The 24948-nt window shown below is 43.2% G+C and carries 18 protein-coding genes; 3 read left to right on the top strand and 15 right to left on the bottom strand.

The genetic code is table 11. The annotated features are described in order from the left end of the window. Positions 1 to 18: 18 nt before the first annotated feature. The 7 genes from J1C91_RS04970 to J1C91_RS04940 all read right to left on the bottom strand — a co-directional run bounded on the left by J1C91_RS04970 (position 19) and on the right by J1C91_RS04940 (position 6619). Entirely contained in the window at positions 19 to 462 is a 444-nt protein-coding gene (locus tag J1C91_RS04970) for a hypothetical protein (protein WP_002909563.1), read from the bottom strand. Further along, entirely contained in the window at positions 440 to 970 is a 531-nt protein-coding gene (locus J1C91_RS04965; RefSeq protein WP_002909562.1) for a hypothetical protein, read from the bottom strand. Before J1C91_RS04965 ends, J1C91_RS04970 begins: the two co-directional genes overlap by 23 nt. Next, positions 960 to 1505, bottom strand: a complete 546-nt coding sequence (locus J1C91_RS04960; protein ID WP_002909561.1) for a DUF1697 domain-containing protein — start codon at positions 1503 to 1505, stop codon at positions 960 to 962. Before J1C91_RS04960 ends, J1C91_RS04965 begins: the two co-directional genes overlap by 11 nt. A 122-nt stretch (positions 1506 to 1627) precedes the next feature. After that, positions 1628 to 2404: a hypothetical protein gene (locus tag J1C91_RS04955; RefSeq protein WP_002909559.1), complete on the bottom strand. Its 777-nt coding sequence runs from the start codon at positions 2402 to 2404 to the stop codon at positions 1628 to 1630. Between the two features lie 106 nt (positions 2405 to 2510). Continuing rightward, entirely contained in the window at positions 2511 to 4499 is a 1989-nt protein-coding gene (uvrB, locus tag J1C91_RS04950; RefSeq protein WP_002909557.1) for an excinuclease ABC subunit UvrB, read from the bottom strand. 160 nt (positions 4500 to 4659) lie between these two features. Beyond that, positions 4660 to 5607 carry a CPBP family intramembrane glutamic endopeptidase gene (locus tag J1C91_RS04945; RefSeq protein WP_125439428.1) on the bottom strand — a complete coding sequence of 316 codons (948 nt, stop codon included), beginning with the start codon at positions 5605 to 5607 and terminating at the stop codon, positions 4660 to 4662. 76 nt (positions 5608 to 5683) lie between these two features. After that, the gene (locus J1C91_RS04940) at positions 5684 to 6619 is read right to left on the bottom strand and encodes a CPBP family intramembrane glutamic endopeptidase (protein ID WP_002909553.1); all 936 of its coding nucleotides are present in this window, start codon (positions 6617 to 6619) and stop codon (positions 5684 to 5686) included. A 195-nt stretch (positions 6620 to 6814) separates the two neighbouring features. On the opposite strand from J1C91_RS04940, the gene J1C91_RS04935 reads away from it, so the two are divergent. Continuing rightward, positions 6815 to 8983, top strand: a complete 2169-nt coding sequence (locus J1C91_RS04935; protein WP_032912438.1) for an ABC transporter substrate-binding protein/permease — start codon at positions 6815 to 6817, stop codon at positions 8981 to 8983. Further along, positions 8983 to 9723: an amino acid ABC transporter ATP-binding protein gene (locus J1C91_RS04930; RefSeq protein ID WP_002895249.1), complete on the top strand. Its 741-nt coding sequence runs from the start codon at positions 8983 to 8985 to the stop codon at positions 9721 to 9723. The genes J1C91_RS04935 and J1C91_RS04930 overlap by 1 nt, the downstream gene beginning before the upstream one ends. Before the next feature lie 57 nt (positions 9724 to 9780). On the opposite strand, the gene J1C91_RS04925 is transcribed toward J1C91_RS04930, so the two are convergent. From J1C91_RS04925 to J1C91_RS04905, 5 genes are all read right to left on the bottom strand, one after another. Further along, positions 9781 to 11559 carry a serine hydrolase domain-containing protein gene (locus tag J1C91_RS04925; protein WP_125439426.1) on the bottom strand — a complete coding sequence of 593 codons (1779 nt, stop codon included), beginning with the start codon at positions 11557 to 11559 and terminating at the stop codon, positions 9781 to 9783. Positions 11560 to 11625: 66 nt separating this feature from the next. Then, the gene (locus J1C91_RS04920) at positions 11626 to 13407 is read right to left on the bottom strand and encodes a serine hydrolase domain-containing protein (protein WP_125439424.1); all 1782 of its coding nucleotides are present in this window, start codon (positions 13405 to 13407) and stop codon (positions 11626 to 11628) included. Positions 13408 to 13509: 102 nt separating this feature from the next. Then, a complete protein-coding gene (locus J1C91_RS04915) occupies positions 13510 to 14322 on the bottom strand; it encodes a CPBP family intramembrane glutamic endopeptidase (protein WP_185761354.1) in 813 nt (270 codons plus the stop codon). Positions 14323 to 14527: 205 nt separating this feature from the next. Beyond that, positions 14528 to 16312, bottom strand: coding sequence for a serine hydrolase domain-containing protein (locus tag J1C91_RS04910; RefSeq protein WP_125439420.1), 1785 nt, complete (start codon positions 16310 to 16312; stop codon positions 14528 to 14530). A 113-nt stretch (positions 16313 to 16425) separates the two neighbouring features. After that, the gene (locus tag J1C91_RS04905; protein WP_002909537.1) at positions 16426 to 16617 is read right to left on the bottom strand and encodes a hypothetical protein; all 192 of its coding nucleotides are present in this window, start codon (positions 16615 to 16617) and stop codon (positions 16426 to 16428) included. A gap of 617 nt (positions 16618 to 17234) precedes the next feature. On the opposite strand from J1C91_RS04905, the gene J1C91_RS04900 reads away from it, so the two are divergent. Beyond that, on the top strand, positions 17235 to 18761 hold the full coding sequence (locus tag J1C91_RS04900) for an ATP-binding cassette domain-containing protein (RefSeq protein WP_002909535.1): 1527 nt from the start codon (positions 17235 to 17237) through the stop codon (positions 18759 to 18761). 75 nt (positions 18762 to 18836) lie between these two features. On the opposite strand, the gene J1C91_RS04895 is transcribed toward J1C91_RS04900, so the two are convergent. The 3 genes from J1C91_RS04895 to J1C91_RS04885 all read right to left on the bottom strand — a co-directional run bounded on the left by J1C91_RS04895 (position 18837) and on the right by J1C91_RS04885 (position 24948). Beyond that, positions 18837 to 20573 carry an ABC transporter ATP-binding protein gene (locus tag J1C91_RS04895; protein ID WP_125439418.1) on the bottom strand — a complete coding sequence of 579 codons (1737 nt, stop codon included), beginning with the start codon at positions 20571 to 20573 and terminating at the stop codon, positions 18837 to 18839. Further along, on the bottom strand, positions 20563 to 22305 hold the full coding sequence (locus J1C91_RS04890) for an ABC transporter ATP-binding protein (protein WP_032912437.1): 1743 nt from the start codon (positions 22303 to 22305) through the stop codon (positions 20563 to 20565). The genes J1C91_RS04895 and J1C91_RS04890 overlap by 11 nt, the downstream gene beginning before the upstream one ends. A gap of 132 nt (positions 22306 to 22437) precedes the next feature. Next, positions 22438 to 24948, bottom strand: coding sequence for a hypothetical protein (locus J1C91_RS04885; protein ID WP_002909532.1), 2511 nt, complete (start codon positions 24946 to 24948; stop codon positions 22438 to 22440).

Raw genomic sequence — 24948 nt, 5'->3', positions numbered from 1 at the left:
TTCTCACTTTCTAAGTTATTAAAACATATCTTCGTTGTATTTTACTTCTAACTTCATGATAAAGGGATTGATCAATTCATGATGTTCATAGGTACTATGGACCACAAAACCTCTGACAATGATGATTTCTTTATCTTGTATATGATAGTCTATATTAATGGGAATGGCTGGATCCGAGATAATTGACAAAGTAAAGAATGCCGAAAACCAAAGATAAAGCGCCACCAATCCACTGAATAATTGAAAAATAAGGTGATACCAGTGAAAATCTCTTGTCCTAAAAAAGACTATCCAAGGATGGATAAAGAAGGTCAAACAAAGAATAAGAAACCAACTATTCCACAAAACTGGAGTAAAGGATTGACCAAAAGGTAACAAAATCAAATGAAGAATGACAAAGGTTAGCAAGGCCAGATAGAGTGTTTTAAATGAAAATAATTTAGACAGATTTTCTTTTGTCATGATTTTTCCTCTTTTTTTCATTATATTTCAAAATCAACATCGTTAACGCTGGAATGAAGAAAAAGATTAGATAGGTAGCAATCGGAAACCAAACATAGCGAGGATTCAAGTTCCACAATGGTGGCAGAAATCCCTCTCCGTCTTCTAATTCTATTCCTATAAAATAATGCAAAAGAAAAAGTAGACCATTAAGATAAAGAAAAACTTCTGAAAAACCTTTCAACGTGTTGAAGCCTTCTTCTCTTAGACTTCCAAACCAGGAATAATATGGAAGAGCAATCAAGAAAACCAAATTTATATACAAAAGGCTAACATATTTAAACTCTCGAAGCGGACCCGGAATAGACTTATTTCCAAATGTTAAAAATCCCACTCCAATCGCAACCATTATAAAGAATATATAACCTAAAAGAGCTTCTACTAGCCAATGTTTTTCCAACCAAAGAATAAACTTGTTCTCCTGAACTTTTACTTTTCTTTTATTTTTCTTTTTGGTTTTACTTTTCATTCACCAACTCCACAATCTTCTGGAAAGTCTTGCCGTTCCGGATAGTCAGTTGCTTGTAGAAACTGGACTTGAGCAGTTTCTTATGGTAGTTGGACTTGAGATAATCCGCTTGGTCAGCATTGCTATAAAAGAATGCCGCCTGTCCAAAATGCAGTTGCTCCTTGTCATTCGCCCAACTGCCTGCTAGGTCTTGAACGCTTTCCCTGTCTACCTCTGGCAGATAAAAGAGAACATCGCGCCGAAAGGCTGTTTCATCCTGCCACCAAGCAGGAAGATTGGCTATTTCTTTTTCAAGCATGGCAGAGCTGACAAGGACAAAAGGCAGAGAAAAATCGTAAGACCGACTGAAATAAGCAGTCAAGCTCTCCCGAATCCTCTCCTCCTGCTCCTCGCTATCAAAGAAAAGATTGCCGCTATTGATGTAGGAAACCGGATTTTCAAAACCCAACCCAGCCAAATCCTTCTTCAAATCAGCCATCACGACCTTGTTTTTCCCGCCGACATTGATGCCACGGAGTAAAAGTGCATAACGCATATAGTGCTCCTCGTTTATTTCTAGATAGATATTTAAACTTTATTCGAATTATCAATTTTTAAGGAATAAATCTTTTTTATATGGTTTTTAGTTCTATGCAAAAAATTATATCGCTATCTAAATTATTCCGCCTGAAAACCATTGCTATCTAATTTCCCATTTTCTCCCCAAACAACTACATGAACATTTTTAGGTAAGGTAGCAAAATCAACATAATCAGTTAGAGTCGCACCATCAGGAATTCGACCTTCCAGATTGAGATACAAACTCAATTGAGCTCCATACTTTTCTGACAATTGAATCATATCTTTTCTCAATTTCTTTATTTCCTCTGCTGATGCGTCATACTTTTCTGTCTTGGGGTTATACTTTAGTTCTTTTTTAATTTGAACTAAATCACGATAAAATCCTTTTTGGTCATCAGTTACATCGTAATCTAAATCTGTTCTCAGCTCCTTAAATTTCACTGGCTTTAGAACAGACTCTTTGTCAAAATATAAGGTATTTAACATAGGATGGGAATTTGTATCTAAGACATAAGAAAAGATAAGATTTGTTAGTATCGAAGATGGTTCATCATCGCTATTAGAGTAATAGGAATAAGTTCTTTCTTCTAACTTATCTGTTAAAATTTTGTCCGCCTCTTCTGTCAATTGAACTTTTACATAATATTGATAAGTAACATGACTAACCCAAGTTGGAATCTCTATGTTCTTAACCTTCAATCCTAAATTATCTTCAAAAGCTGTGTTCACAACATATTCAATATGCTGCTTTTCCTCTTTTGTAACAAGTTTTGTCGGCATAAATGCCCAAATAAATTGAACTATAGGTAACATGCCTATGACAAAAATTGAAATAAAGAAAATAAATATTAGTTTAATTAAATCCTTTTTCACTTCAATTCCCCCACTTAAACTTCTCTAACTTTTTTTCACATAGTGACTCATTGACTAGAGAAGCAATTAAGAGCTTAGCTTGCAACTTTGGTGCTAACTATATTTTCTAATCCATCGCCTTTATTTCCAGAATCATATCGCGAATCTGCGCCGCCAGTTCGAAGTCCAGAAGTCCAGCAGCTTCTTGCATTTGGACTTCCAGTTTCTTAATCATGTCCTTGCGTTCTTGCTTGTTGAGGCTTTCGATTTCGACGGTTTCTTCCTTGTCTGGCAGGGCAGCCTTGGTCACGCTGATTAGGTCACGGATTTCTTTCTTGATGGTCTGCGGTACAATGCCATGCTCTTCATTATATGCCATCTGGATTGCCCGACGGCGGGCAGTTTCATCAATAGCCCGCTGCATGGACTGGGTCATGGTGTCGGCATACATAATCACATGACCTTCGCTGTTGCGAGCTGCCCGGCCAATGGTCTGGATAAGACCGCGCTCGTTGCGGAGGAAGCCTTCCTTGTCTGCATCAAGAATTGCCACCAGACTAACCTCGGGCACGTCGATTCCCTCGCGCAGCAGGTTTATCCCAACTAGAACGTCAAAGACACCCAAGCGCAGGTCTCGGATAATCTCAGTCCGCTCCAAGGTCTTGATGTCCGAGTGCATATACTTGACCTTGACTCCCATTTCTTTGAAGTAGTCCGTCAAATCTTCCGCCATCTTCTTGGTCAGGGTTGTGATAAAGGTACGCTCATTCTTTTCGACACGAGCATTGATTTCGCCCAAAAGATCATCAATTTGCCCCATGGTTGGGCGGACTTCCACCTCTGGATCCAGAAGCCCTGTCGGCCGGATAATCTGCTCGATAACAGTATCCGTCTGTTCATTTTCATAGTCGCCCGGCGTAGCCGATACATAGACAATCTGGTGAACATGGCTCTCAAACTCCTCCCGGCGCAACGGACGGTTGTCCAAGGCAGACGGCAAGCGGAAACCATAATTAACCAGCATCTCCTTACGAGAGCGGTCACCATTGTACATACCCCGAATCTGTCCCATGGTCATGTGACTCTCATCAATCATAATCAAGAAATCATCAGGGAAAAAGTCCAGAAGGGTATAAGGTGGCTCTCCTTCGCTTCGACCATCCATGTGGCGAGAATAGTTCTCAACTCCATTCGTATAGCCCATCTCGCGCAGCATTTCGATATCATACTCTGTGCGTTGCTTCAAGCGCTGAGCTTCCAGAAGCTTGCCTTCCTTCTCAAAGATAGCCAGCTGCTCCTCCAGTTCCGCCTGAATTTTGGCAATGGCTACTTCCATGTGGTCTTCATTGGTCACGAAGTGAGTGGCTGGGAAGATGGCCAAATGGTCCACCTCACCCAAGACTCGACCTGTCAAGGCTTCAACCTCACGAATCCGGTCAATCTCATCTCCGAAAAACTCCACTCGAAAGGCATGCTCATCCCGAGAAGCTGGGAATATCTCCACTACATCACCTCGAACCCGGAATTTCCCCCGCTGAAAGTCAATGTCATTACGCTCAAACTGGATATCCACCAAGTCATTAAGCAGCTTGTCACGAGAAATCTCTAGGCCAGGACGCAGGCTAACTACACTATCGGAGTATTCCTTAGGCGATCCCAGACCATAGATACAAGAGACCGAAGCCACGACAATCACGTCATTGCGCTCCAAGAGAGCTGATGTCGCTGAGTGACGGAGCTTGTCAATCTCGTCATTGACCGAGCTATCCTTTTCGATATATGTATCGCTGGAAGGCACATAGGCCTCAGGCTGGTAGTAATCATAGTAGGAAACGAAGTATTCCACCGCGTTATTGGGGAAGAACTCCTTGAACTCACCATAAAGCTGGCCGGCCAGCGTTTTATTATGGGCGATAACCAGAGTCGGCTTGTTGACCTGAGCGATAACCTGACTCATGGTATAGGTCTTACCAGTACCAGTCGCCCCCATGAGAATCTGGGCCTTCTCGCCCCCCTCGATGTTATCCACCAGCTGCTCGATAGCCTGGGGCTGATCTCCTGAAGGCTCATACTTAGAAACCAATTCAAATTTATTATCTGTTATTCTGTTAATCATCTTTTATTCCTCAAATTGTGCTTCTATCATTTTACCATATTTGCCCTATTTTCTCTGGATTTGGGTGTAGGTAGAATGGCCACGCTTCTACCATCGTCTTTCCCTTGTCATACATCTCATTAAAAGACATAAAAAAGCCCAGCTCAACTGGGCGAAATGCTTATTTCTTAAAGATCAGCGCCTGAGGCAGGCGATTTTCTTTTTTTAGTGACCAGTAGAGATAGGCAATGCAGCCAATCAGGACGATACTGGAAAAAATAGATCCTTCAGCACCAAAAGCTCCACCGGACAGCAAATCCACAGAAGATTGTGAGTTATAGTTCAAGATTGAGGTAGATGCTCCTTGGCCACTGACCTGAATACCATAGATATTCCCTTGCACAAAATTCCAAGCGCCGTGCATACCAGCCAGTACCCACATATTGTCATACTTGAGCATAAGGAAACAAGCAAAGATACCGTCTAGTATGATATTGACAATAGAAAGAACGGTCACACCAGGGTTAAAGAGGTGCAGAGCCCCGAATAGTGCACTGGAAATCAAGATACCAATGAAGATATTTGACTTAGCACTAACTACTGGAAAGAGCCAACCACGCGTCACTAGCTCTTCTGTCCCACCTTGGAGAATCCAGAAAGGAATGATAGCTAGGACAAAAATCAAAGACTGCAAGTTAAGCTGACCTAGTTTCAGACTGCCTGTCCCCGTTACCAAGAGCAAGACAACAACCAGTGAAAACTGAACCGCTCCGATAAGGAAGCCTTTTAGGAGATTTTTGAACCAGTCTTGTTTATAAAATCCCAAACTAGAAAAAGGACGCTTCTCACGATATCGAACCCATAAAAAGACAGTGAGAGCGATAAAAAAGAAACCAGCTAGCTGAAAAAAGACCGTATAGTGACTAATGGCTGCCATTGCTTCTGTCCGATTAATCGTCGGATCTGCAAAGCCAAACAAGAGTCCGACAATGATACCAATTGGTAACATTCCGACAAAACTTAAAATTCCTCCTCCATAAACAAAGCCAATAGCAATCAAGATAGCCAACCAAACCGGCGGAATATAACGCGATTGCTTGATAGCATCCAACATACGAGATTTAAACATATAATTATTCCTTTCCTCATTTTAATTTATTATAGCATATTATTTTAGGGTGAGCAAAAGAGAACCGTTCGGACAGTTATTGTGTCTTTCCCACTATCTCTGTCAAGCTACCGTCTTTTTTCATCTTTAGAAGCAAATAGAGGACAGCCAGCAAGAGAATGAGCGAGCTGAAAATAGAAGCTTCAGCGCCGAAAGCTCCACCAGTCAGCCATCTCGAGTCCGTCTTAGGTATAAAGTTCAATGCTGCCGCGTCCACACCAGTACCACTAACGGTGAAACCATAGATATTGCCTTGGCTAAAGTTCCAAGCAGTATGAAGTCCTATAATCCGCCAGACATTGTCCGTCCAGAGCAGATAGAGACTTGCAAAGAGCCCAAATAAAGCAATGTTAACAATGGGGAGAATACCAATATCTGGATTGCCTAGGTGCAAGAGGGCAAAGAGCAGGCTTGAAGTCAGCAAACCGATGGGGAGGTTGGTCTTTTTGACAGCAACTGGCAGCAGCCAAGCGCGTGTCACTAACTCTTCTGCCCCGCCCTGAATCATCCAAAGCGGAAGCAAAATCAAGATATAGAGAAAAGGTTCCAGTGTCAGCTGTCCCCATTCAAAAGATCCAGCTCCACTCAACAGCATAAGCAGAGCAACTAGACTAAAGAGGAGAAAACCTACTGCCAATCCTTTGACTAGCTCTACTAAACTTCCTTTTTTGACAAAGCCCAGAGTTGCGAGCGGTCGTCCTTCAGCCCAGCGCACCCAAAGAAAGAGAGCCAGTATCATAAAAACAAAGCCGAACAAAAGAAAAGGCAAGGCAAAATTGAAGAAGATTTCAAAGAATCCGCCTTGACCTAAGAAACCTAGCATAAGACTAAGTACAGCCGAAATTGGCTCCAAAGCAAGATAGGCCAACTGCTGACCCCCTTGCACGAAAACAACTGCCAGTAAAAGAGACAAAATATAAGGAGGGACAAAGCGAGCTTGATTGACTCCGTCCAAGATACGTGATTTTTTCATAAGAACCTCATTCTATCCTTGCTTTCATTCATTTCCAGTATAGCAGACTTTGCTTTAAGTACAAAGAAAAGTTGCGGGTATTTTTGAGAAATGTGGAGAGTTTTTATGTCAGAAAACCTAACATAAAAACAGGAGAAATTTGCCTAATCAGTGTTTTTTTGCTATAATGCTAGAATGCTAAAAAGGAGGAAGAAAATGAAGAAAAAATTCTTAGCAGTTTTGCTAACATTATTTCCATTTTTTGCGTTAGGGGCAACAGCCCAGGCAGATACGGTCAAAATCGTATCCGATACTGCTTACGCACCATTTGAATTTAAAGATTCTGATCAATCATACAAGGGGATTGATGTTGATATCATCAACAAGGTCGCAGAAATCAAGGGCTGGGACATTGACATGAGCTTCCCAGGCTTCGATGCAGCTGTCAATGCCGTCCAAGCCGGCCAGGCGGATGCCATCATGGCTGGTATGACCAAGACAAGCGAGCGCGAAAAAGTCTTTACCATGTCTGATACCTACTACGACACCAAGGTCGTTATCGCGACGACCAAGGCAAACACCATCAGCAAATATGAACAGCTGAAAGGAAAGAAAGTCGGTGTCAAAACCGGAACAGCTGCCCAACGTTTTCTTGAGAAGAACAAGGACAAATACGGCTACACTCTCAAAACCTTTGACACAGGTGACTTGATGTATAACAGCCTTTCTGCTGGTGATGTCGATGCAGTGATGGACGATCAGCCTGTCATTGAGTACGCCATCAATCAAGGCCAAAACCTAAAAATTTCTATGAAGGGTGAGGCTGTTGGAAGTTTTGCTTTCGGTGTCAAAAAAGGCAGCAAGCACGAGCATTTAGTTACTGAGTTTAACGAAGCCTTGGCACAGATGAAGGAAGACGGCAGTCTGGAAGAAATCATTAATAAATGGACGGCTTCTAAAGGCAGCTCTGACTCAGCTGTTCCAGAGACTTCTACTCCTGCTGGTCAAAAAGCTAGTCCGACAAAAGACAAATACATTATTGCCAGCGACTCATCTTTTGCTCCATTTGTCTTCCAAGATGACAGCAACCAATACACTGGGATTGACATGGAGCTGATTAAGGCTATTGCCAAAGACCAAGGCTTTACTGTGGAAGTAACTAACCCTGGCTTTGATGCAGCTATTAATAGCGTTCAGACCGGTCAGGCTGATGGAATTATCGCCGGTATGTCTGTCACAGATGCCCGTAAGAAAACTTTTGACTATTCTGACCCTTACTACACAGCCAACTCTATCTTGGCAGTCAAGGACAGCAGTAATATCAAGTCCTACGAAGAACTCAAGGGCAAGACAGTCGGTGTCAAAACTGGTACCGCTTCTCAGACTTTCCTTGAGGAAAACAAGAGTAAGTACGGCTACTCTATCAAAACTTTCTCAGATGCAGCTTCCATGTATGATAGCCTTAATACTGGCTCTGTCGCAGCTGTGATGGACGATGAGCCTGTTGTCAAATACGCTATCAAACAAGGCAAGAAGCTTAAAACACCTATTGAAGGTACACCGAGCGGCCAAGTCGCTTTCGCAGTTAAAAAAGGCAGCAATCCTGAGCTGATTGAGATGTTTAACAATGGACTGGCCAACCTCAAAGAAAGCGGCAAGTACCAAGAGATTTTAGACAAGTATCTGGCTAGCGAGGAAAAGGAATCCACAGTAGATGAGTCCACTATTTGGGGCTTGCTGCAAAATAACTACCAAGAACTTCTTAAAGGTCTAGGAGTGACGATTGCTTTGGCCCTGATTTCATTTGCGATTGCTATGGTCATTGGGATTATCTTTGGTATGTTCAGCGTCAGCCCTTATAAACCGCTGCGCTGGATTGCAGAAATCTTTGTCGATGTCATTCGTGGTATTCCACTGATGATTGTGGCCGCCTTTATCTTCTGGGGAATTCCTAACCTAATCGAATCCATGACTGGTCAACAAAGCCCAATCAATGCTTTCGTTGCAGGAACCATCGCCCTCTCTCTCAATGCCGGCGCCTATATCGCTGAAATTGTCCGTGGAGGTATCCAGGCCGTTCCTGTTGGGCAGATGGAAGCCAGCCGCAGCCTAGGGATTTCCTACTCCAAGACCATGCGCAAGATTATCCTGCCACAGGCGACTAAGATTATGCTGCCAAACTTTGTCAATCAGTTTGTCATCGCACTCAAGGATACAACGATTGTCTCAGCTATTGGACTGGCCGAGCTCTTCAAAACGGGTAAGGACATCATCGCTCGCAACTATCAGAGTTTCCGGATGTATGCTATCCTAGCTGTGCTCTATCTCATCATTATCACGCTCTTGACCCGCTTGGCAAAACGCTTAGAAAAGAGGATTAAGTAATGGCAAAATTAAAAATCGATGTGAACGATCTTCATAAATATTACGGGGAAAACGAAGTCCTAAAAGGGATTACTGCTAAATTCTACGAGGGAGATGTGGTCTGTATCATCGGCCCTTCTGGATCTGGTAAGTCAACCTTCCTGCGCAGTCTCAACCTGCTAGAGGAAGTGACCAGCGGAACCATCACGGTTGATGGCTTTGATCTGACCGACAAAAAGACTGATGTGGATCTGGTCCGTGAAAATATCGGTATGGTCTTCCAGCACTTCAACCTTTTCCCGCACATGACCGTTCTGGAAAATATCACCTTTGCTCCTGTTGAGCACAAGCGCTTGACTCAAGACGAAGCAAATAAGCTGGGGATGGAGCTTTTGGAAAAGGTTGGCTTGGCTGATAAGGCTGATGCCAGCCCTGACAGTCTATCCGGCGGTCAAAAGCAGCGGGTGGCAATTGCTCGAGGTCTGGCTATGAATCCAGACATCATGCTCTTTGATGAGCCTACTTCTGCCCTTGACCCAGAAATGGTCGGCGACGTTCTCAACGTTATGAAGGATCTGGCCCAGCAAGGTATGACCATGCTGATTGTGACCCATGAGATGGGCTTTGCCCGTCAGGTAGCCAACCGCGTTATCTTTACCGCTGATGGGGAATTCCTAGAAGACGGAAAGCCTGACCAAATCTTCGATAATCCGCAGCATCCACGTCTTAAAGACTTCTTGGACAAGGTACTGAATGTATAAAACCAAACGAAGAGCCAGCTTATATGCCGGCTCTTTTCTTGTTTCATAATTTTTAAACTACATCATCCACCATTGGTAAAGTGACCAATAGAGAATATTGGCTACGATAGCGAGTGCAGATAGACTAGTCAGAACCGTCAGGAAGAGACGACCTTTTCCGAGACCTTTTCGAGCCTTGCTAAAGAGCGGATAAACCGCACATCCTGCTAAGAACAGTCCCAGACCGGCAAAGAGGATGTAACGCCACTGAGCGATGATACTGAGATCCGTAGCACTTGAGCTAAGTAGGAGCAAGAGTAAATTGCAAGCCACGGCCACTACTCCTGCAGCTGTCAAGATGCGCCACCATTTCCAAGCTCGATTTTGCTTGCTTTTCGCCTTGCCAAAGACCAGTCGATAAAGGACTAGCACAAGCCGAACAAGTAGATTGCCCAAAGCGTAAACGACACTAAGAGCAGCCAAAGCAATTAAGCTAAACTTAGTCCAGATTTCCCAGTCAGGGACTTTCTCGAAATCACTGACTGGAGTAGCGATTCGCGTTTTGCCATTTCCACTTTTATAAATAGTCCAAAACGAACGATCCATTCGCTCCGAAGACGGCTTCTTCATATGAAGCAAATTACCTGGAAAGAGCTGATACAAAGAAAGCGGACCTTGGTTAAAATTCCGAAGGATTTGATAGTAGCCAGGTTCGAACTTTTTCTGAGTCTCTGCACTGGCTGTCGGACGTTTTCCGAAAATCAATTCTGGCATGCCATCATTATAAATTTCTTCTACGCCTTGATTAGTCATGATCACCTGACCGATACCATCCTTCAGATCCAGCAGGAGATAGCTGGAAAAACCATTTGTATTTCCTCCGTGCCCTAGCACTGTAACTGCAAATTCACTGGCCCAGAAGCCATGAGCATTACGAACGATGTCTGTATCAGGATAGGTTGCTGTCGTCGAATAGAGAGTCGTCCAAGTCTCCGACCGAGTAAAGAGAGTTTTACGACTTAGCAGGGCCTGAGCAAATTTTTGAAAATCACTCAATGTTCCTGTTGCCCGACCAACAGGATACAAGCCAACTTCATAAAGAGCATCGCCTAACAGGCTGCCATCTGTCGCATATCCTTTTACTTCCTTGCGCTTGGCTTGGACATAAGCATTGTCAGACAAGTCTTGCGCTATGGCCGTTCTCTCCATGCCCAGTGGCTGGAAGATATGCTCGTGGGTATAATCAACAAAAGATTGCCCAGAAATTTGCTCCACAATGTAGGCCGCCAATCCAGTACTGTAGTTGGAATAAGCTGTCGTTGTACCCGGCTCAAAGGACTGAGCCGGCTGATATTGAAGCAGCAAATCCTCTAAACTCTTGCCCCCTTGCATATAGAGAGGAGCTTCGTCAAATCCAGACTGATGGTTCATCAAATCTAGCATAGTAATGGGCTTGTCATAGCGGAGATTTCTAAGAAAGCCCTTCGGCAGATAGGTGCGGATGTCTTCTTCTAGGTCAATCTTACCTTGCTCCCAGAGCTGCATGACAGAGATCCAGACGGTCAGCTTGGTCACGGAGCCCCATTCAAAGACACTGTCATCATCAGCTTTGACTCCCTTTTCCTTATCCATATAGCCGAAGTTTCCTTGATAGATAGTGCCGTCTTTGTCAAAGACAGCTGTTGCCATGCCGGCTGTTGTCTTTTCGTGCTCTTTGACATAGTCTTGAATCTTCTGGCCAATTTGGCTGCGCTCTATGCCCGAAGGCAACTTCTGCTCTTCAGCTAGCGCAGTGACTGGGCGAAAAAGCCCCAATGTCAAAATAGTTAGAAGTGTGAAAATAAATGTTTTTTTCATGAGATACTCCTTTGCAGAATTACACAGACAAAGCCCGCCTTTCCAAAGGAAGACAAGCAACTTATATCACATCACCCACCACTGATAAAGCGACCAGTAGAGGATATTGGCAACAATAGCCAGGGCAGATAGACTAGTCAGAACTGTCAGGAAGAGGCGACCTTTTCCGAGACCCTTTCGAGTCTTGCTAAAGAGCGGATAGACTGCACAGCCTGCTAAAAATAGGCCCAGACCAGCAAAGACCATATAGCGCCAAGATTGAACAATTGAGTAGTCCTGATTCATGGCAGCCAGTAAAAGCAGAATGAGATTGCCTGCAAAAAGGATCATTCCTAAAGAAGTCAGGTAATTCCAGACCTTCCAAGAGCGAGGAGCCGAACTTTTTGCTTTACGCAGGATGAGACGGAAACCGCCAATCAGAAAACTGATCAAGACATTTCCCAGAGCAAACACGAGTGCCAGACCTCCGAGAAACACGACTAGATAATGTCTAAAGAGAACTGAATCGGAAATCCTTTCTGCATTAAGGACACCGAATTCGAGGCGGTCAGCACCTTGGCTTCGGTCAATAGTCCAGAAAGTGCTCAGCAGATCCGGCTGATCTGAGACTTTGTTGATCTTTTGGATAGCGCCGGGCATCATGAGCATGAAGGACAGCGGCCCCCTATTATAGCTTCTCAGATAGTGGTAAGAGCCAGGCTTGAATTGCTTTTTAGTAGCTTCGCTGACAGTCTGCATCTTGCCAAATATCAGCTCCGGCATTTGAACATTGTAAACTTGTTCATATAGTTGGTTGGTTAAGATGACTTGGCCGATGCCATTTTTCAGATCTAAGTAGAGATAGCTAGAAAAGCCATCAGCATTACCACTGTGTCCCAGCAAGGTAACACCGTAGTGACTGGCCCAAAAGCCATGAGCATTACGAACAATATCCGTACCAGGGTGGGTAGAGGTTGTTGAGTAAAGCTCGGTCCAAGTTTCTGGACGATGAAAGAGCGTCTTACGTTCCAGCAAGGCTTGGGCGAATTTCTGCAGGTCTCCTAGAGTCCCCACAGCCCCTCCGACTGGGTACATCCAGAGCTTAAATGGTGTATCTCCCAAGAGCTTACCTTGGTCATCATAGCCCTTGTCCTCCTTGCGCTTCTCCTGTACATAGGCATTGTCCGATAAGTCAGGCAAGATAGCAGTCCGATCCATGTCCAGCGGCTCAAAAACATGCTCATGGACATAGTCTGCATACTTCTGCCCAGATATCCGCTCCACGATATAAGATGCCAAAGCCGTGCTGAAGTTAGAGTATGATGTCGTCGTACCCGGCTCAAAGGACTGAATAGGCTGGTAATCGCGGAACTGCTCTTCCAAGTCGCTCTTGTCTCCCTTTTTGTAGAGTGGCATTTCATCAAAGCCAGCCTGATGGTTCATCAGATCCAGCATGGTGATAGGCTTATCATAGCGAAGATTGCGGAGAAAGCCTTCTGGCAGATAAGTTTTGATGTCTGCTTCCAGGTCGATTTTGCCCTCTTCCCAGAGCTGCATGACCGACACCCAGACCGTCAGTTTAGTGATTGAAGCCCATTCAAAAACACTGTCATCGTCAACTTTGACTTTGTTTTCCTTGTCCACATAGCCAAAATTTCCCTTGTAGATGGTTCCGTTTTTATCAAAGACTGCTGTTGCCATGCCGGCCGTTGTCTTTTCATGTTCCTTGACAAAGTCTTGGATTTTCTGACCGATTTGGCTACGGTCCGTACCAGACGGCAGCTTCTGCGAGTCAGCTAAAGCAGCGGTCGGTCGGAAGATTCCTAGAGTTATAATCGTTAAAAGTGTCAGAATAAATGATTTTTTCATAGCATTTCCTTTCTGTTCGACTCAAAGATTCATATGAGCTAAGGTCAGATAATTTGTACAGTCTCCTTTTAATTTTAGAATCAGGCTATTCTTGTTTTTTAATCATGCGTTTTTCTCTTCCTTATCCGCCCGATACCAGAGATAAATACTGTAAAGGGTCAGAATGCCCAAGCCGCCAAGGTAAAAGAGGGAGTTAACCTGAGAGAAATCAAACTTATCAGCTAGGTTGATGCCGACAAAGGTTTCTATCAGAATGTCTAGCAGGGCATGGAAAACCATACAGGCAAGGACAGATTTCGTCTTCTTATGCAGTGCAGCAAACCAGATGGACTGGATGATACATCCAATGATAAAGACTAGAAAGGGATTCTGACTTCGATCATAAAAGCGGTCATAAAACCAGAGAGGAATATGCCAGCAAGCCCAAGCTAGTCCAGTTATTGAGGAGGCGATAAGCATAGAGAACTTCTTTTCCAAAGCCGGCTGCAGAAAGCCTCGCCAGCCAGGCTCTTCCATGCCACCAGCCAAGGTCATAAGGTAGATAAAGGATCCAATAAATGAAAGCAGAGACCCATCTACCAGCTTGCCTCCGGAAGCTAATGCAAAAGTCACAGCCAGACCTCCACTGAAGAGTAGGAGATAGAGCCAAGTCCCTTTCTTGCTTGAGAAGATAAAGGAACAGATGGCTTTGAAGCCTTTTATTTTCAGCACTATTAGGCTTGCTATCACCGGTCCGAACATACTGAGACTCGTTAGGAGGCCTTCCAGAGCCAGATAGAGTATAGGTGGATTTTCCGGCCAGAGATTTTTGAGAATGATCGCTAGCAACATAAATCCCCAAGTCCATCCGAAGTTCCAGACTAGGAAAGGCCAGACTAGTTTTGGTTGTGGTTTGCTTCTTGTTTCATTGGTCATAGAACTTTCTCCTTTAAATGGTTTGATTTTTGTACTCTGATAAGGTCCTTGATTTTTTGCCTCATTTAGCCGCGCTCTGTATAAAAGACAGCTATTGTACTTCAGCTCCTGTTGAAAAATCACTAACTTTAAAATTGTAAAAAGAATTAATCAAACGGTTTCCCTCATGAGATAGTCCATTCACCAAAAGAAGACGGGAAAATAATCACAATGCCCACCACTGATAGAGGGACCAGTAGAGAATATTGACAACGATGACCAGAGCTGACAGACTAGTCATGACCGTCAAGAAAAGTCGGCTCTTGCTCAGTCCTTTTCTTGCCTTGGTCAGAAGCGGGAAGACCGCACAGCCAGCTAAAATTAGACCTAAGCCGGCAAAGACCATGTAGCGCCAGCTAGCTAGAAAGCTCAGATCGTCGGTAGCAAATGTGTTAAAGAGGAGGAGGAAGTTTATAGCCACACCTACTCCAGCTAAAGAAGTTAGGTAAGTCCAGATACGAAGAGATTTTGGTGTTTTAGATTGACCTTTTTTGAATGCAAAGCGGAAGAGATCCAGTCCGCCCCGTGCCAAAAAGAGAATGATACTGAAAACAATTCCGACTGCCGCTGAAATAAGCAAGGACCAGTCTTTCAGAATCTCGCTATCCTTGACTCTGAAGTTGTCACCATAGGAAGCTGTTACCTTAGTCTCGTCTCCACTACCGCTGACTACTGAAAAATTCTGACTCAAAAGCGGATTGTCCTTGGATTTCTCAACAAACTGAGTGTAAAGCAAGGTTCTGGAGATAGACATAGGACCACTGGCAAAGTAGCGAGCAGATCGGTAATTTCCAGACTGGAATTTGTCAAAGGTGGCTGAGTCCGTCTTTTTCTTAGGTCCAAAAACCAAGGCTGGCATTTCATAGTTATAAACCAACTCATGATCTTGATTCGTCATAACGGTCATACCTATACCATTTTTCAAGTCCAGCAGAATATAAGATGAGTAGCCAGTCGAGTTTCCTCCATGGCCAACAAGCGTCGTGCCGTACTCCCGTGTCCAAAAGCCGTGCATATTGAGCGGCATATCCGTTCCTGGATAATTCGATGTTGCAGTGTAGAGAGTTGTCCAAGTCTCAGCATGCTTGAAGAGCTTTTCTTTCTTCAAAAGCGCTTGGGCAAACTTCTGGAAGTCAGCCAAAGTGGAGACGGCATTCCCTGCTGGGTAAAGTCCTAGATGAAAATAGCTAGTTCCCATAGATGTCTGACCGTCCACCCGATAAGAGATTTGCTCCATCCGCTTCTGGTAAATCTTTGGGTTTTCCTTAAAGTCGGCTGATAGAGCTGTGTCTTTCATTCCTAGTGGTTGGAAGATATGTTCATGGACATAGGTTGAGAAGTCCTGACCAGAGATTCGCTCGACGATGTAGGCTGCCAGACCGGCAGAAAAGTTTGAGTAGGCTGTCATGGTGCCTGGTTCGTAAGACTGTTCTGGCTGATTAACTGCCAGAATCTCCTCAATAGACAAGCCCTTATCTTCCTTGTAGGCGTGGGTAGACTCACCAAAGCCGGCCTGATGGTTCATGAGGTCTGTCATAGTAACGGGCTTGTCGTAGCGCAAAGTCTTCATAAATCTCTCTGGCAGATAGGTGCGAATGTCTTCGTCAAGGTCAATCTTGCCCTCTTCCCAGAGCTGCATGACGGAGACCCAGATAGTTAGTTTCCCTACTGACCCCCATTCAAAGACGCTGTTGTCGTCGGCTTTAATGCCTTTTTCCTTGTTCATATAGCCAAAATTACCTTGGTAAATGGTCCCGTCCTTGTCAAAAACGGTTGTTGCCATACCTGCCGTTGTCTTTTCATGTTCCTTGACAAAGTCTTGGATTTTCTGACCGATTTGGCTGCGCTCTGTACCAGACGGCAACTTCTGATCCTCAGCCAAGGCGGTAACTGGCCGGAAGAGTCCTAGAGTTATAATCGTTAGAAGCGTTAGAATAAATGATTTTTTCATGATATTTCCTTTCTATTTAGCTTCAACAATCGCATAGGCGATACTTCTGTATACCATTCGGATAAAAATTCTTAACATAGCTTTCTCCTTTCTTATGCAATAATTTACGATATCTAATCAAAAGTCACTGCTTCTACAGCCACCCTTGTCGCTTCATCTTTCTTGACATAGTCCTGAATTTTTTGGCTAATCTGAATGACTGCCATGTTAGACTTCAAAGATTGCTCCATCGTCTTAGCTTGAGGCGTTTTTACTAGCCCTAAGCTTAGGACTGTCAAAAGCCAGAGAAATAACGTTTTTGGCATGGTTTCTTACTCCTTAGATACAATTTAAAATGACGACCGGAATCTATCACATTCCAGCTCTTCTTATCTTTTACAAATTTTAGGCCTATTTGTATAATCATTTTATATATATAATTTTTATATACAAGACGATTATATATAATTTCCCGGTATATGTCAAATTTTTATATAATTAAAAAATTATATATCAAAATCAGCTTAAAAGCCTTGAAATCAATATTCTTAGAGAGTTTATAAAAATTTGCTCCAAAAATCTTTTAAAAATTTTTATTTATTTGAAAGCGCTTGACGAATCTGCTATCTTTTGCTAGACTTAAGACAGAATTATTTCGGAGGTACACGGAGACATGAAAAATTAAGTCTATTTTTTAAAGGAAACTTTATTTAGTAGATTTTGTCATGTTTCTGCATATCCGCGGGATGTTCGTTTTTGGTGCTTTCTAGCTTTTATTTGCTTATCTTTAGATTAATCCTGTCGCTCCTATGACAGTGTAAGCTGGAAGCCTATAGACGAATAATCCTACTTAGACACTCCTGTGTCTGCTTTGTGCAACTAAAAACAGCTCTGCTAAATAAAGCAGGGCTGTATTTTGTGTTATAAAACGAAGGAGACATCTATGCTTCAAATAAGAAATCTAACCATTACCCATCTAAAAGACCTGAAGGAGTTAGTCAAAGATTTGTCACTGACCGTCAATCAAGGAGACAAGGTCGCTATTATCGGTGAGGAGGGCAATGGCAAGTCCACCCTGCTCAAGCTCTTGCTAGACGAGCGACTGGTCAGCTCCTATGTCAGCTACAGCGGACAGATTGATAAGTCCTATACTGCTGCTGTCTACCTGCCCCAGCAGCTGCCTTCAGAGGATGCCCAACTAACGCTCAATGATTATTTCTTTGCTGATTTTGAGACCGAGCTGGACTATGCCAAGCTCTACCGCTATGCTGGAGAGCTCAACTTTGACAGTCAGCGTTTTGCCAGTCAGCAGCGGCTCTCTAGCCTATCTGGAGGCGAAAAGCTCAAGGTCCAACTCATCAAGAAACTAGCCAGCGATTGGGACATTCTCTTTCTTGACGAGCCCTCTAATGACCTTGATCTCGAAACTCTGACATGGCTGGAAAACTTTATCAGCCATAGCCAGAGAACAGTCCTTTTCGTCTCTCACGACGAACACTTCCTCGCTCAAGCTGCGACCAAGATTGTTCATCTGGAACGAATCAAAAAGAAGCAGGAAGCTAGAACCAGCGTCAAGAGTCTGGACTATGAAAATTACCGCCATCAGCGTCAGGAGGCCTTTGAAAAACAAGGTCAATTGGCACGGAAAGAGCGGGAAGAACACGCCAAGACCATGGAAAAACATCGACGGGTTAAGCAGAGTGTAGAGCATACTTTACGAAACACCCATGACGCTACTGCAGGTCGACTGGTGGCCAAGAAGATGAAAAACGTCCTCTCACAGGGCAAACGATTTGAAAAGGCAGGTGCTGAAATGACCGAAATTCCGACACTGGAAGATGCCATCAGCCTTCACTTCTCAGACATAGAAGCTCTGCCATTGACCAAAAGAATCCTGAAATTAGAAGGAATGAAACTGGAAACAAACGAACGACAACTGGCGGAGAACCTGACTCTGGAAGTCTGCGGCCAGGAAAAAATCGGGCTGATTGGTGCTAATGGTGTAGGCAAGTCTTCTCTGCTTAAGGAAATATGGAAGATCCTGCGTGAGCGGACAGACATGCGAGTAGGCTACATGCCCCAGCATTATGGTGACTTGCTGGCTGATGAGAGCAGCCCTTTGGATTTTCTGGCTCCCTCTGGCGACAAGTCCCAGGAGGAGAAAATCCTGACGCATCTAGCCAGTCTCCAGTTCACGCGCGACGAGGCCCGCCACCCGATTGGGCAGCTTTCCGGCGGTCAAAAAGCCAAGCTACTCCTGCTCAAACTAGTCCTAGACCGTCCCAATGTCCTCCTGCTGGACGAGCCAACCCGCAACTTCTCTCCCACCTCTCAGCCGCAGGTTCGCCATCTGTTGGCAACCTATCCTGGCGCCATTATCGCTGTCACACACGATCGGATCTTTCTCAAAGAAGTCTGCCAGAAAATTTATCGACTGACGGAGACAGGGTTTGAGGAAGTTACACTATAAGCAAAAAGAGTTGGAAATTCCAACTCTTTTAATTCTGTTTAGCATCAATCTGTGAACTTTAATAAAGCTCCCCTTCTACTCCTGCGCCGTCTGCATTTGGTAATAAACACCTCTGGCATCCATGAGCTCCTGGTGATTCCCATGTTCGACGATATCACCGTCTACCATGACGAGGATGATGTCAGCATTTTGAATAGTGGACAGGCGATGGGCAATGATGAAGCTAGTACGACCCACCATGAGCTTGCTGAAAGCCTCCTGAATCAAGACTTCTGTCCGAGTATCAATGGAGGAAGTCGCCTCATCCAAGATTAGGATTTTAGGAACAGCCAGGAAGACACGGGCAATGGTCAAGAGCTGCCGCTGACCTTGAGAAAGGGAGTCCCCAGCATCCGCTAGGTAGGTGTCGTACCCCTGAGGCAGCTGCTGGATAAAGAAATGAGCATTGGCCGCCTTGGCAGCTGCAATAACCTCTTCTCGGCTGGCATCTGGCCGGCCAAAAGCTATGTTGTCATGAATGGTCGCCGTCTTGAGCCAAGTCTCCTGCAGTACCATGCCAAACTGCTGACGATAAGAAGCTCTGGTGTAATGACTGATGGGAACATCGTCTAGCGAAATAAGACCACTGTCAACATTGTAAAAGCGCATGAGGAGATTGATCAAGGTAGACTTGCCAGCACCAGTTGGCCCGACAATTGCGACCTTGCTAGCTGCTGGAATCCTTATATTCAAATCCTGAATCAGCTCTTTTCCAGGCTCATAGCCAAAAGCCACATGCTCAAAGCTAATCTGTCCTCTGACATCTTCCGACTGGAGGATTTCCTGACCAGACTCTGCTATTTCTTCTTGGTCCAAAACGCTGTAAATTCGCTCCGCACAAGCTAAAGCGCTCTGCAATTCCGACATGACTGACGATATATCGTTGAAAGGCTTGGTGTACTGGTTGACGTAGTTGAGAAAAGTTACCAGCTGCCCAACCGTAAAACCTGTTCCCTGAATGATTCGGACAGCCCCAAAGCCTACAATCAAAGCATAAATCAGGGCATTGATAAAACGAGTCGAAGGATTGACTGTCGAAGAATAGAAAATAGCCGCCTGCGAATAGTCTGCATAAGTTTGATTACTTCGAGTAAAAGCTGTATCAAACTGCTCCTGAGCATTAAAAGCCTGTATCAGACTTTCCTGAGTCAGGCTTTCCTCAATCAGCTGGGTCTGTGCTCCTCTCGCCTGCGTCTGCCGTTGGAAAAAGCTAAAACTCTTTCTAGCAATAAAGCGAGCTAAGAAAAGAGAAAGGGGCGTCAAAAGCAGAACCAAAAGCAAGAGGAAAAAGTCCAATCTGGTCATGCTAATGATGGTCACTAAAATTGTCAGCAAACCCACAAAAAATTGATTGAAAACCATAAGTAGGCCATTGCTGAGCTGCTCCAAGTCCGTCGTCACCCGACTAACCAAGTCGCCAGTTCCCTGCCGATCCAGATAGGCCAAAGGCAGATAGTGTACTTTCTTGATAACACCCTGTCGGAGCTGCTGGCTATAGCGATAGACCAACTGATTATAGAGCAAGGGATTGAACCACTGAATCAGCGTATTGGCTAAGATAACCAACAGCATCTGACCCAAAATCGGCATCAAATGCTGGTCCGCTTGAGGAAGTAGAACACTATCAACCGCATTTCCGATTAAAACTGGAAGAAGAACAGTCAGAGCTACTTGAGCCACCGTTCCCAGACTAGCTAGGAGAAAGAGCCAGCGCGCCTGCAGCAAGTCTCGAGTCAAATGCCTCAAGCTGCTAGGTGGTGTCTTATGCTTCATGCTTTCCCTCCTCTCCTTGACTATGCTGTGAGTGATGGATTTCTCGGTAAATGGCAGAGCTGACTAAGAGTTCCTCATGGCTACCAAGAGCCACCTGTTCTCCCTTATCTAGGACTAAGATTTGATCCGCTGAGCGCAAGCTATTGGTCCGCTGAGAGATCAAGACCAGACTGGTCTCTGTCAATTCATTCTTAATAGACTGCAAAAGCCTAGCCTCTGTCAGATAGTCCAGAGCTGAGGTCGCATCATCTAAAACCAAGAAAGGCGCCCTCCGCAAGACAGCTCTGGCAATGGTTAAACGCTGACGCTGACCACCAGAAAAATTCCGACCAAAGGCCTCTACAGTCGCATCCAAGCCACCTTCCTTCTGAGAGACAAAGTCCGCTGCCTGAGCAATCTCTAAAGCCTGCCATAGGTCTGCGTCTGTTGGCTTGGTTGACATGCCCAAGGTCAGATTGGAGCGAACGGTTCCTTGGAAAAGCTCCGCCTTCTGAGGCACCAGACTAATCCAAGACCGCCATTCTCTGAGATTTTTAGGACTGCGTCCTTGGAAAAAGATGGTCAACTGACCAGCAGCCACAGGATAGAGATGAGCCAGCAGCTGAACCAGAGTAGACTTACCTGAACCTGTCCCGCCAATAACCCCCAAAGTCTGACCTCTTTTCAAATCAAAAGTCAGACCAGTCAAGGCTGGACTAGCTGCATTTGGATAGGAAAAGCTGACCTGCTGGACTTTAATGGCTTGATCTGGCAGAGCCGTTTCCTGCACTAATTCCTGTAGGACATCTTCTTCTGCTTGCTCGAAGACTTGACTGATACGACCTGCACTGATATAGCTTTGATTGAGAGAATTGACTAGCATAGCTAGCTTGAGCAATTCCACCAAAATCTGCAATAAATAATTGACCAAGGCCACTAGCATCCCCTGGGTCAACAAGCCCTTGCCGATAAAGCTATTCCCCTGCCAAATCACAGCAATCAGGGTACCATTGACCGTAAGAAAGGTCAGAGGACTAATCAGACTAGCCAGAGCTCCCGTCCTGATTTGCCAGGTTTTATAGAGCTCATTGCGATTGCGAAAGGTCTGAACCTCGCGCTGGGTCTGACCGAAAGCGCGTATGACCCGCATGCCCTGCAGTTGCTCACGCGTCAAATTGACCAATTGATCTGTCAGCTGGCGAATTTTGGCATAGAGAGGATTCATCAGACGAGACATGAAAACGATAATAGCCGTTAAAATTGCCACCATGAGCAAGAACCATAAGGTAATGACCGGACTGATAGTAAAGGCCATAATGATGGAGCCAAAAACGATGATAGGCGCTCGCAGAAAGAGACGAAGAAATTGATTGATTCCCGTCTGAATCTGATAGGTGTCGCTGGTCAGTCGAGTCACCAAGCTAGAAGTCGTCAACTCATCCCGACTAGCCTTGGGCAAGCGCAGAATCTTTTGATAGAGGTCACCTGTCATCTGACGAGTAAAGCCCACAGCTACCTTTGATGAATAATACTGGGCCACCACCGCTACCACTACGCCCAGCGCAGCCAAGCTCATCAAAAGAAAAACCATCCAGTAGAGATGGGAGCTGTCGTGTCTAGGAATTGTCTCGTCCACAATCCCCGCAATCAAAACCGGAACCAAGAGTTCAAAACTGGCCTCCAAGAGCTTGAACAAGGGCCCCAGCAAAGACTCTCTGATATAGCCCTTGAAATATTTCAATAAATCTTTCATACTGCCTTCTTCTCCATTAAACTGTATATATTTTACCATAAATCGAACTGCTTTTCTGAAAATCAGGGAACAGGAAAACAAGGAGATGCTTGACTTATCACCTCCTTGTTTTTCATAAAAAGAGCTATATAACTAATCTCTGTTAATAAAACTTTGAATTTTCGACATTTTTACCAAGTATTCGATATATTGGTAAACACTTTCGATATCGTATCCCTCGCGCAATAATGCTGCAACGACGTACGCATATTCAAGAGAGAGGTCAGTTTGAAAAATGGCACTATCATCAGTATTAATAGAGATAGGAAGATTGTACTTTGAATCTGGTTTTATAAACATACTATTCAATTCAATTAAAGGTAAGTCTATATACTTACTGATAAATGAAATTTTTCTATTGGAAGTCGGATTACTTTCGATACTAATTTCTTTTCGGAATATTTTAAGACGTAAAATGAATTGAACTAGTTTAACTGCTTCAATATAAATTTCTGATACTTCAAATGAGATAGTTTGTCTGTGCATTCTTTTGTATTTTTCCGAATAGTGATATTGAAAATATAAGTTCCTAGCCCTGCTATTTTCAAAAGCTTGGCGATGTTTCTTATTGTGAAAGTTGAACCGATAATCAAAATATTGAACCAACTTATCATATGGTTTATTATTCACCTCTTCAATATAGAGTTCTGGATCATCTCCTCTCAACATATATGCACAATAGAAATCATACATTGAAATAGAATCATTGAAATTATACTTAACAACTTCGCGATCAAACTCTCCCTGAAGAAAACTTAGAATTGCGTGACTAGAAATTTCATTAGCTGCTAGAAACTGTTTCACTTCATTTTCTGTTTGATGCTCTTCTATCAAATAATACATCCATACAATGTCATCTATGTATTCTTCAACATTAGAAATAATACTTTTTCTTTTTTTCTTAAAATATTTGTCAATGTCTAACCCTAGTGCCAGACCATGGCCAAAGCGATCCCCTCGTCGATAATCAAGAAACTCAATTACTTCATCCATCGCCCGAAGTCCATTCGCAATAGTCGTAAAATCCTCTCCAGCATGATAAGTAATACCAAAAGGATTTTTTTCTCCGATTTCCTTCCTCTGCCAACGAAAAGATGGGCCAAAAATTTCAGGGCGCACATTCAATTCATAATTTGCTGTATCAATTCCTACAATATTTTGATGAATACTTTCATCGTCATCTTGAGGCTTATGCTCAAAAAAACTGATTAATATCTCTGCTTTTCTCCTGAGATCAAAGTAAGACTTTTCTTTTCGAGAAGTACCCTCGCTTAGATCAAAATCATCTTTATTTTTGATATAGTGAATGACAAGTCCAAATTCGATAGCATTATCCTTATTTTTTTTCTTAAAGTCATCATTGACATTTTTTAAGTCTCTAATAATTTTATAATACTCTTTTACACTTGTTTTAGGAGCAATCCGAAATTCAATCTGCTTTACATTTTTTTCGGAATAATATTTATCAAAAACTGTCCTATATATCCTTTTATTAAGGTTTTTCCCCTCTAAGAGTTCCTCTTTGATATTTTCACTATGTTTAAACTTTTCAAAGCCCATACCCTCATTGTCTTGGTAAAACAGCATTTTAAATTTATTTAAAGCTAAAAGATAGATATTGAGAAGATATAGATCAAAATCAGATAATTCACACCTTAAATATTTTGAAAATAGACGCTTTAAAAAACTTCGTTCTATCAAAAATTCTTTTCTGGGAGAATGATTGAAATGAGAAAACTTCTTTTCCCAATACTCTTTAAATATTTCAATCTGAGGTTTTAACTTGCTATACAGCAATTCAAAGCAATCCAAATCATCTGATTGAAGTGCTTCGTTAAAAATTTTTTTAAATTTTTTATGTTCTCTATCCTCAAATCTATAATCAAGAATCTGAGAAAAAAGGTAAAACTTTATTAACCTAACTTTCAGAAAAGCAAGTTTCTCCCTTTCAGAATGCCTTATATTCTTCTTTAAAATGTCAAATAACTTTTTACTTTTTTTACCTTCAAAGCATGTATCAGTAGAAAAGTCATACCAGTTCAGTTCTGAAGTATAGCCAGAACCTTTTAAATGCATGTGATTTTCTGAAATACCTTCGGATAGTAGTCTATTCAATCTATAATTATCATGTTGAATGCGGTGAGCATCTTCAGAAGAAATATTACGGTCTTCAATAGCAGCTTTCATAGCAAAAATAATATTTGCATCTATCTTGTTGATAATACCATTCCATTCCAATAAGGAATCAAAACAAATCGAAAGCGAATTAGTCTGGTAAAATACCAATTCTTTAGCTATATAAAGAAAAAGATTTAAGGTATTATGTCTATATTTAGTTGGGCTGTATTTACCAATTTTTTCATTATATTCAACAATCAAATTATCTAATTCATCTTCATTGTAATCCGAATAGATTCTTTGATAGACTTTTTTCACCTCATGTCTATAGCCCTCGTCTTTAAGGTCAAATGCTGACCTCCACTTGATAGAAGAATCGGACATTACTTTATAGCTCAGTGCAGAACTTTTATAATTAAGATCGAAAATCTCAAATAAAGGAAATTCTTTATAAATTGTTCGCAAAAAACGGTCAATCTGTCTCAA

The sequence above is a fragment of the Streptococcus sanguinis genome (assembly GCF_050222175.1).
Classification (GTDB): domain Bacteria; phylum Bacillota; class Bacilli; order Lactobacillales; family Streptococcaceae; genus Streptococcus; species Streptococcus sanguinis_M.
The sequence above is the reverse complement of the archived record's forward strand: the minus strand, read 5'-3'. Positions and strand labels throughout refer to the sequence as shown.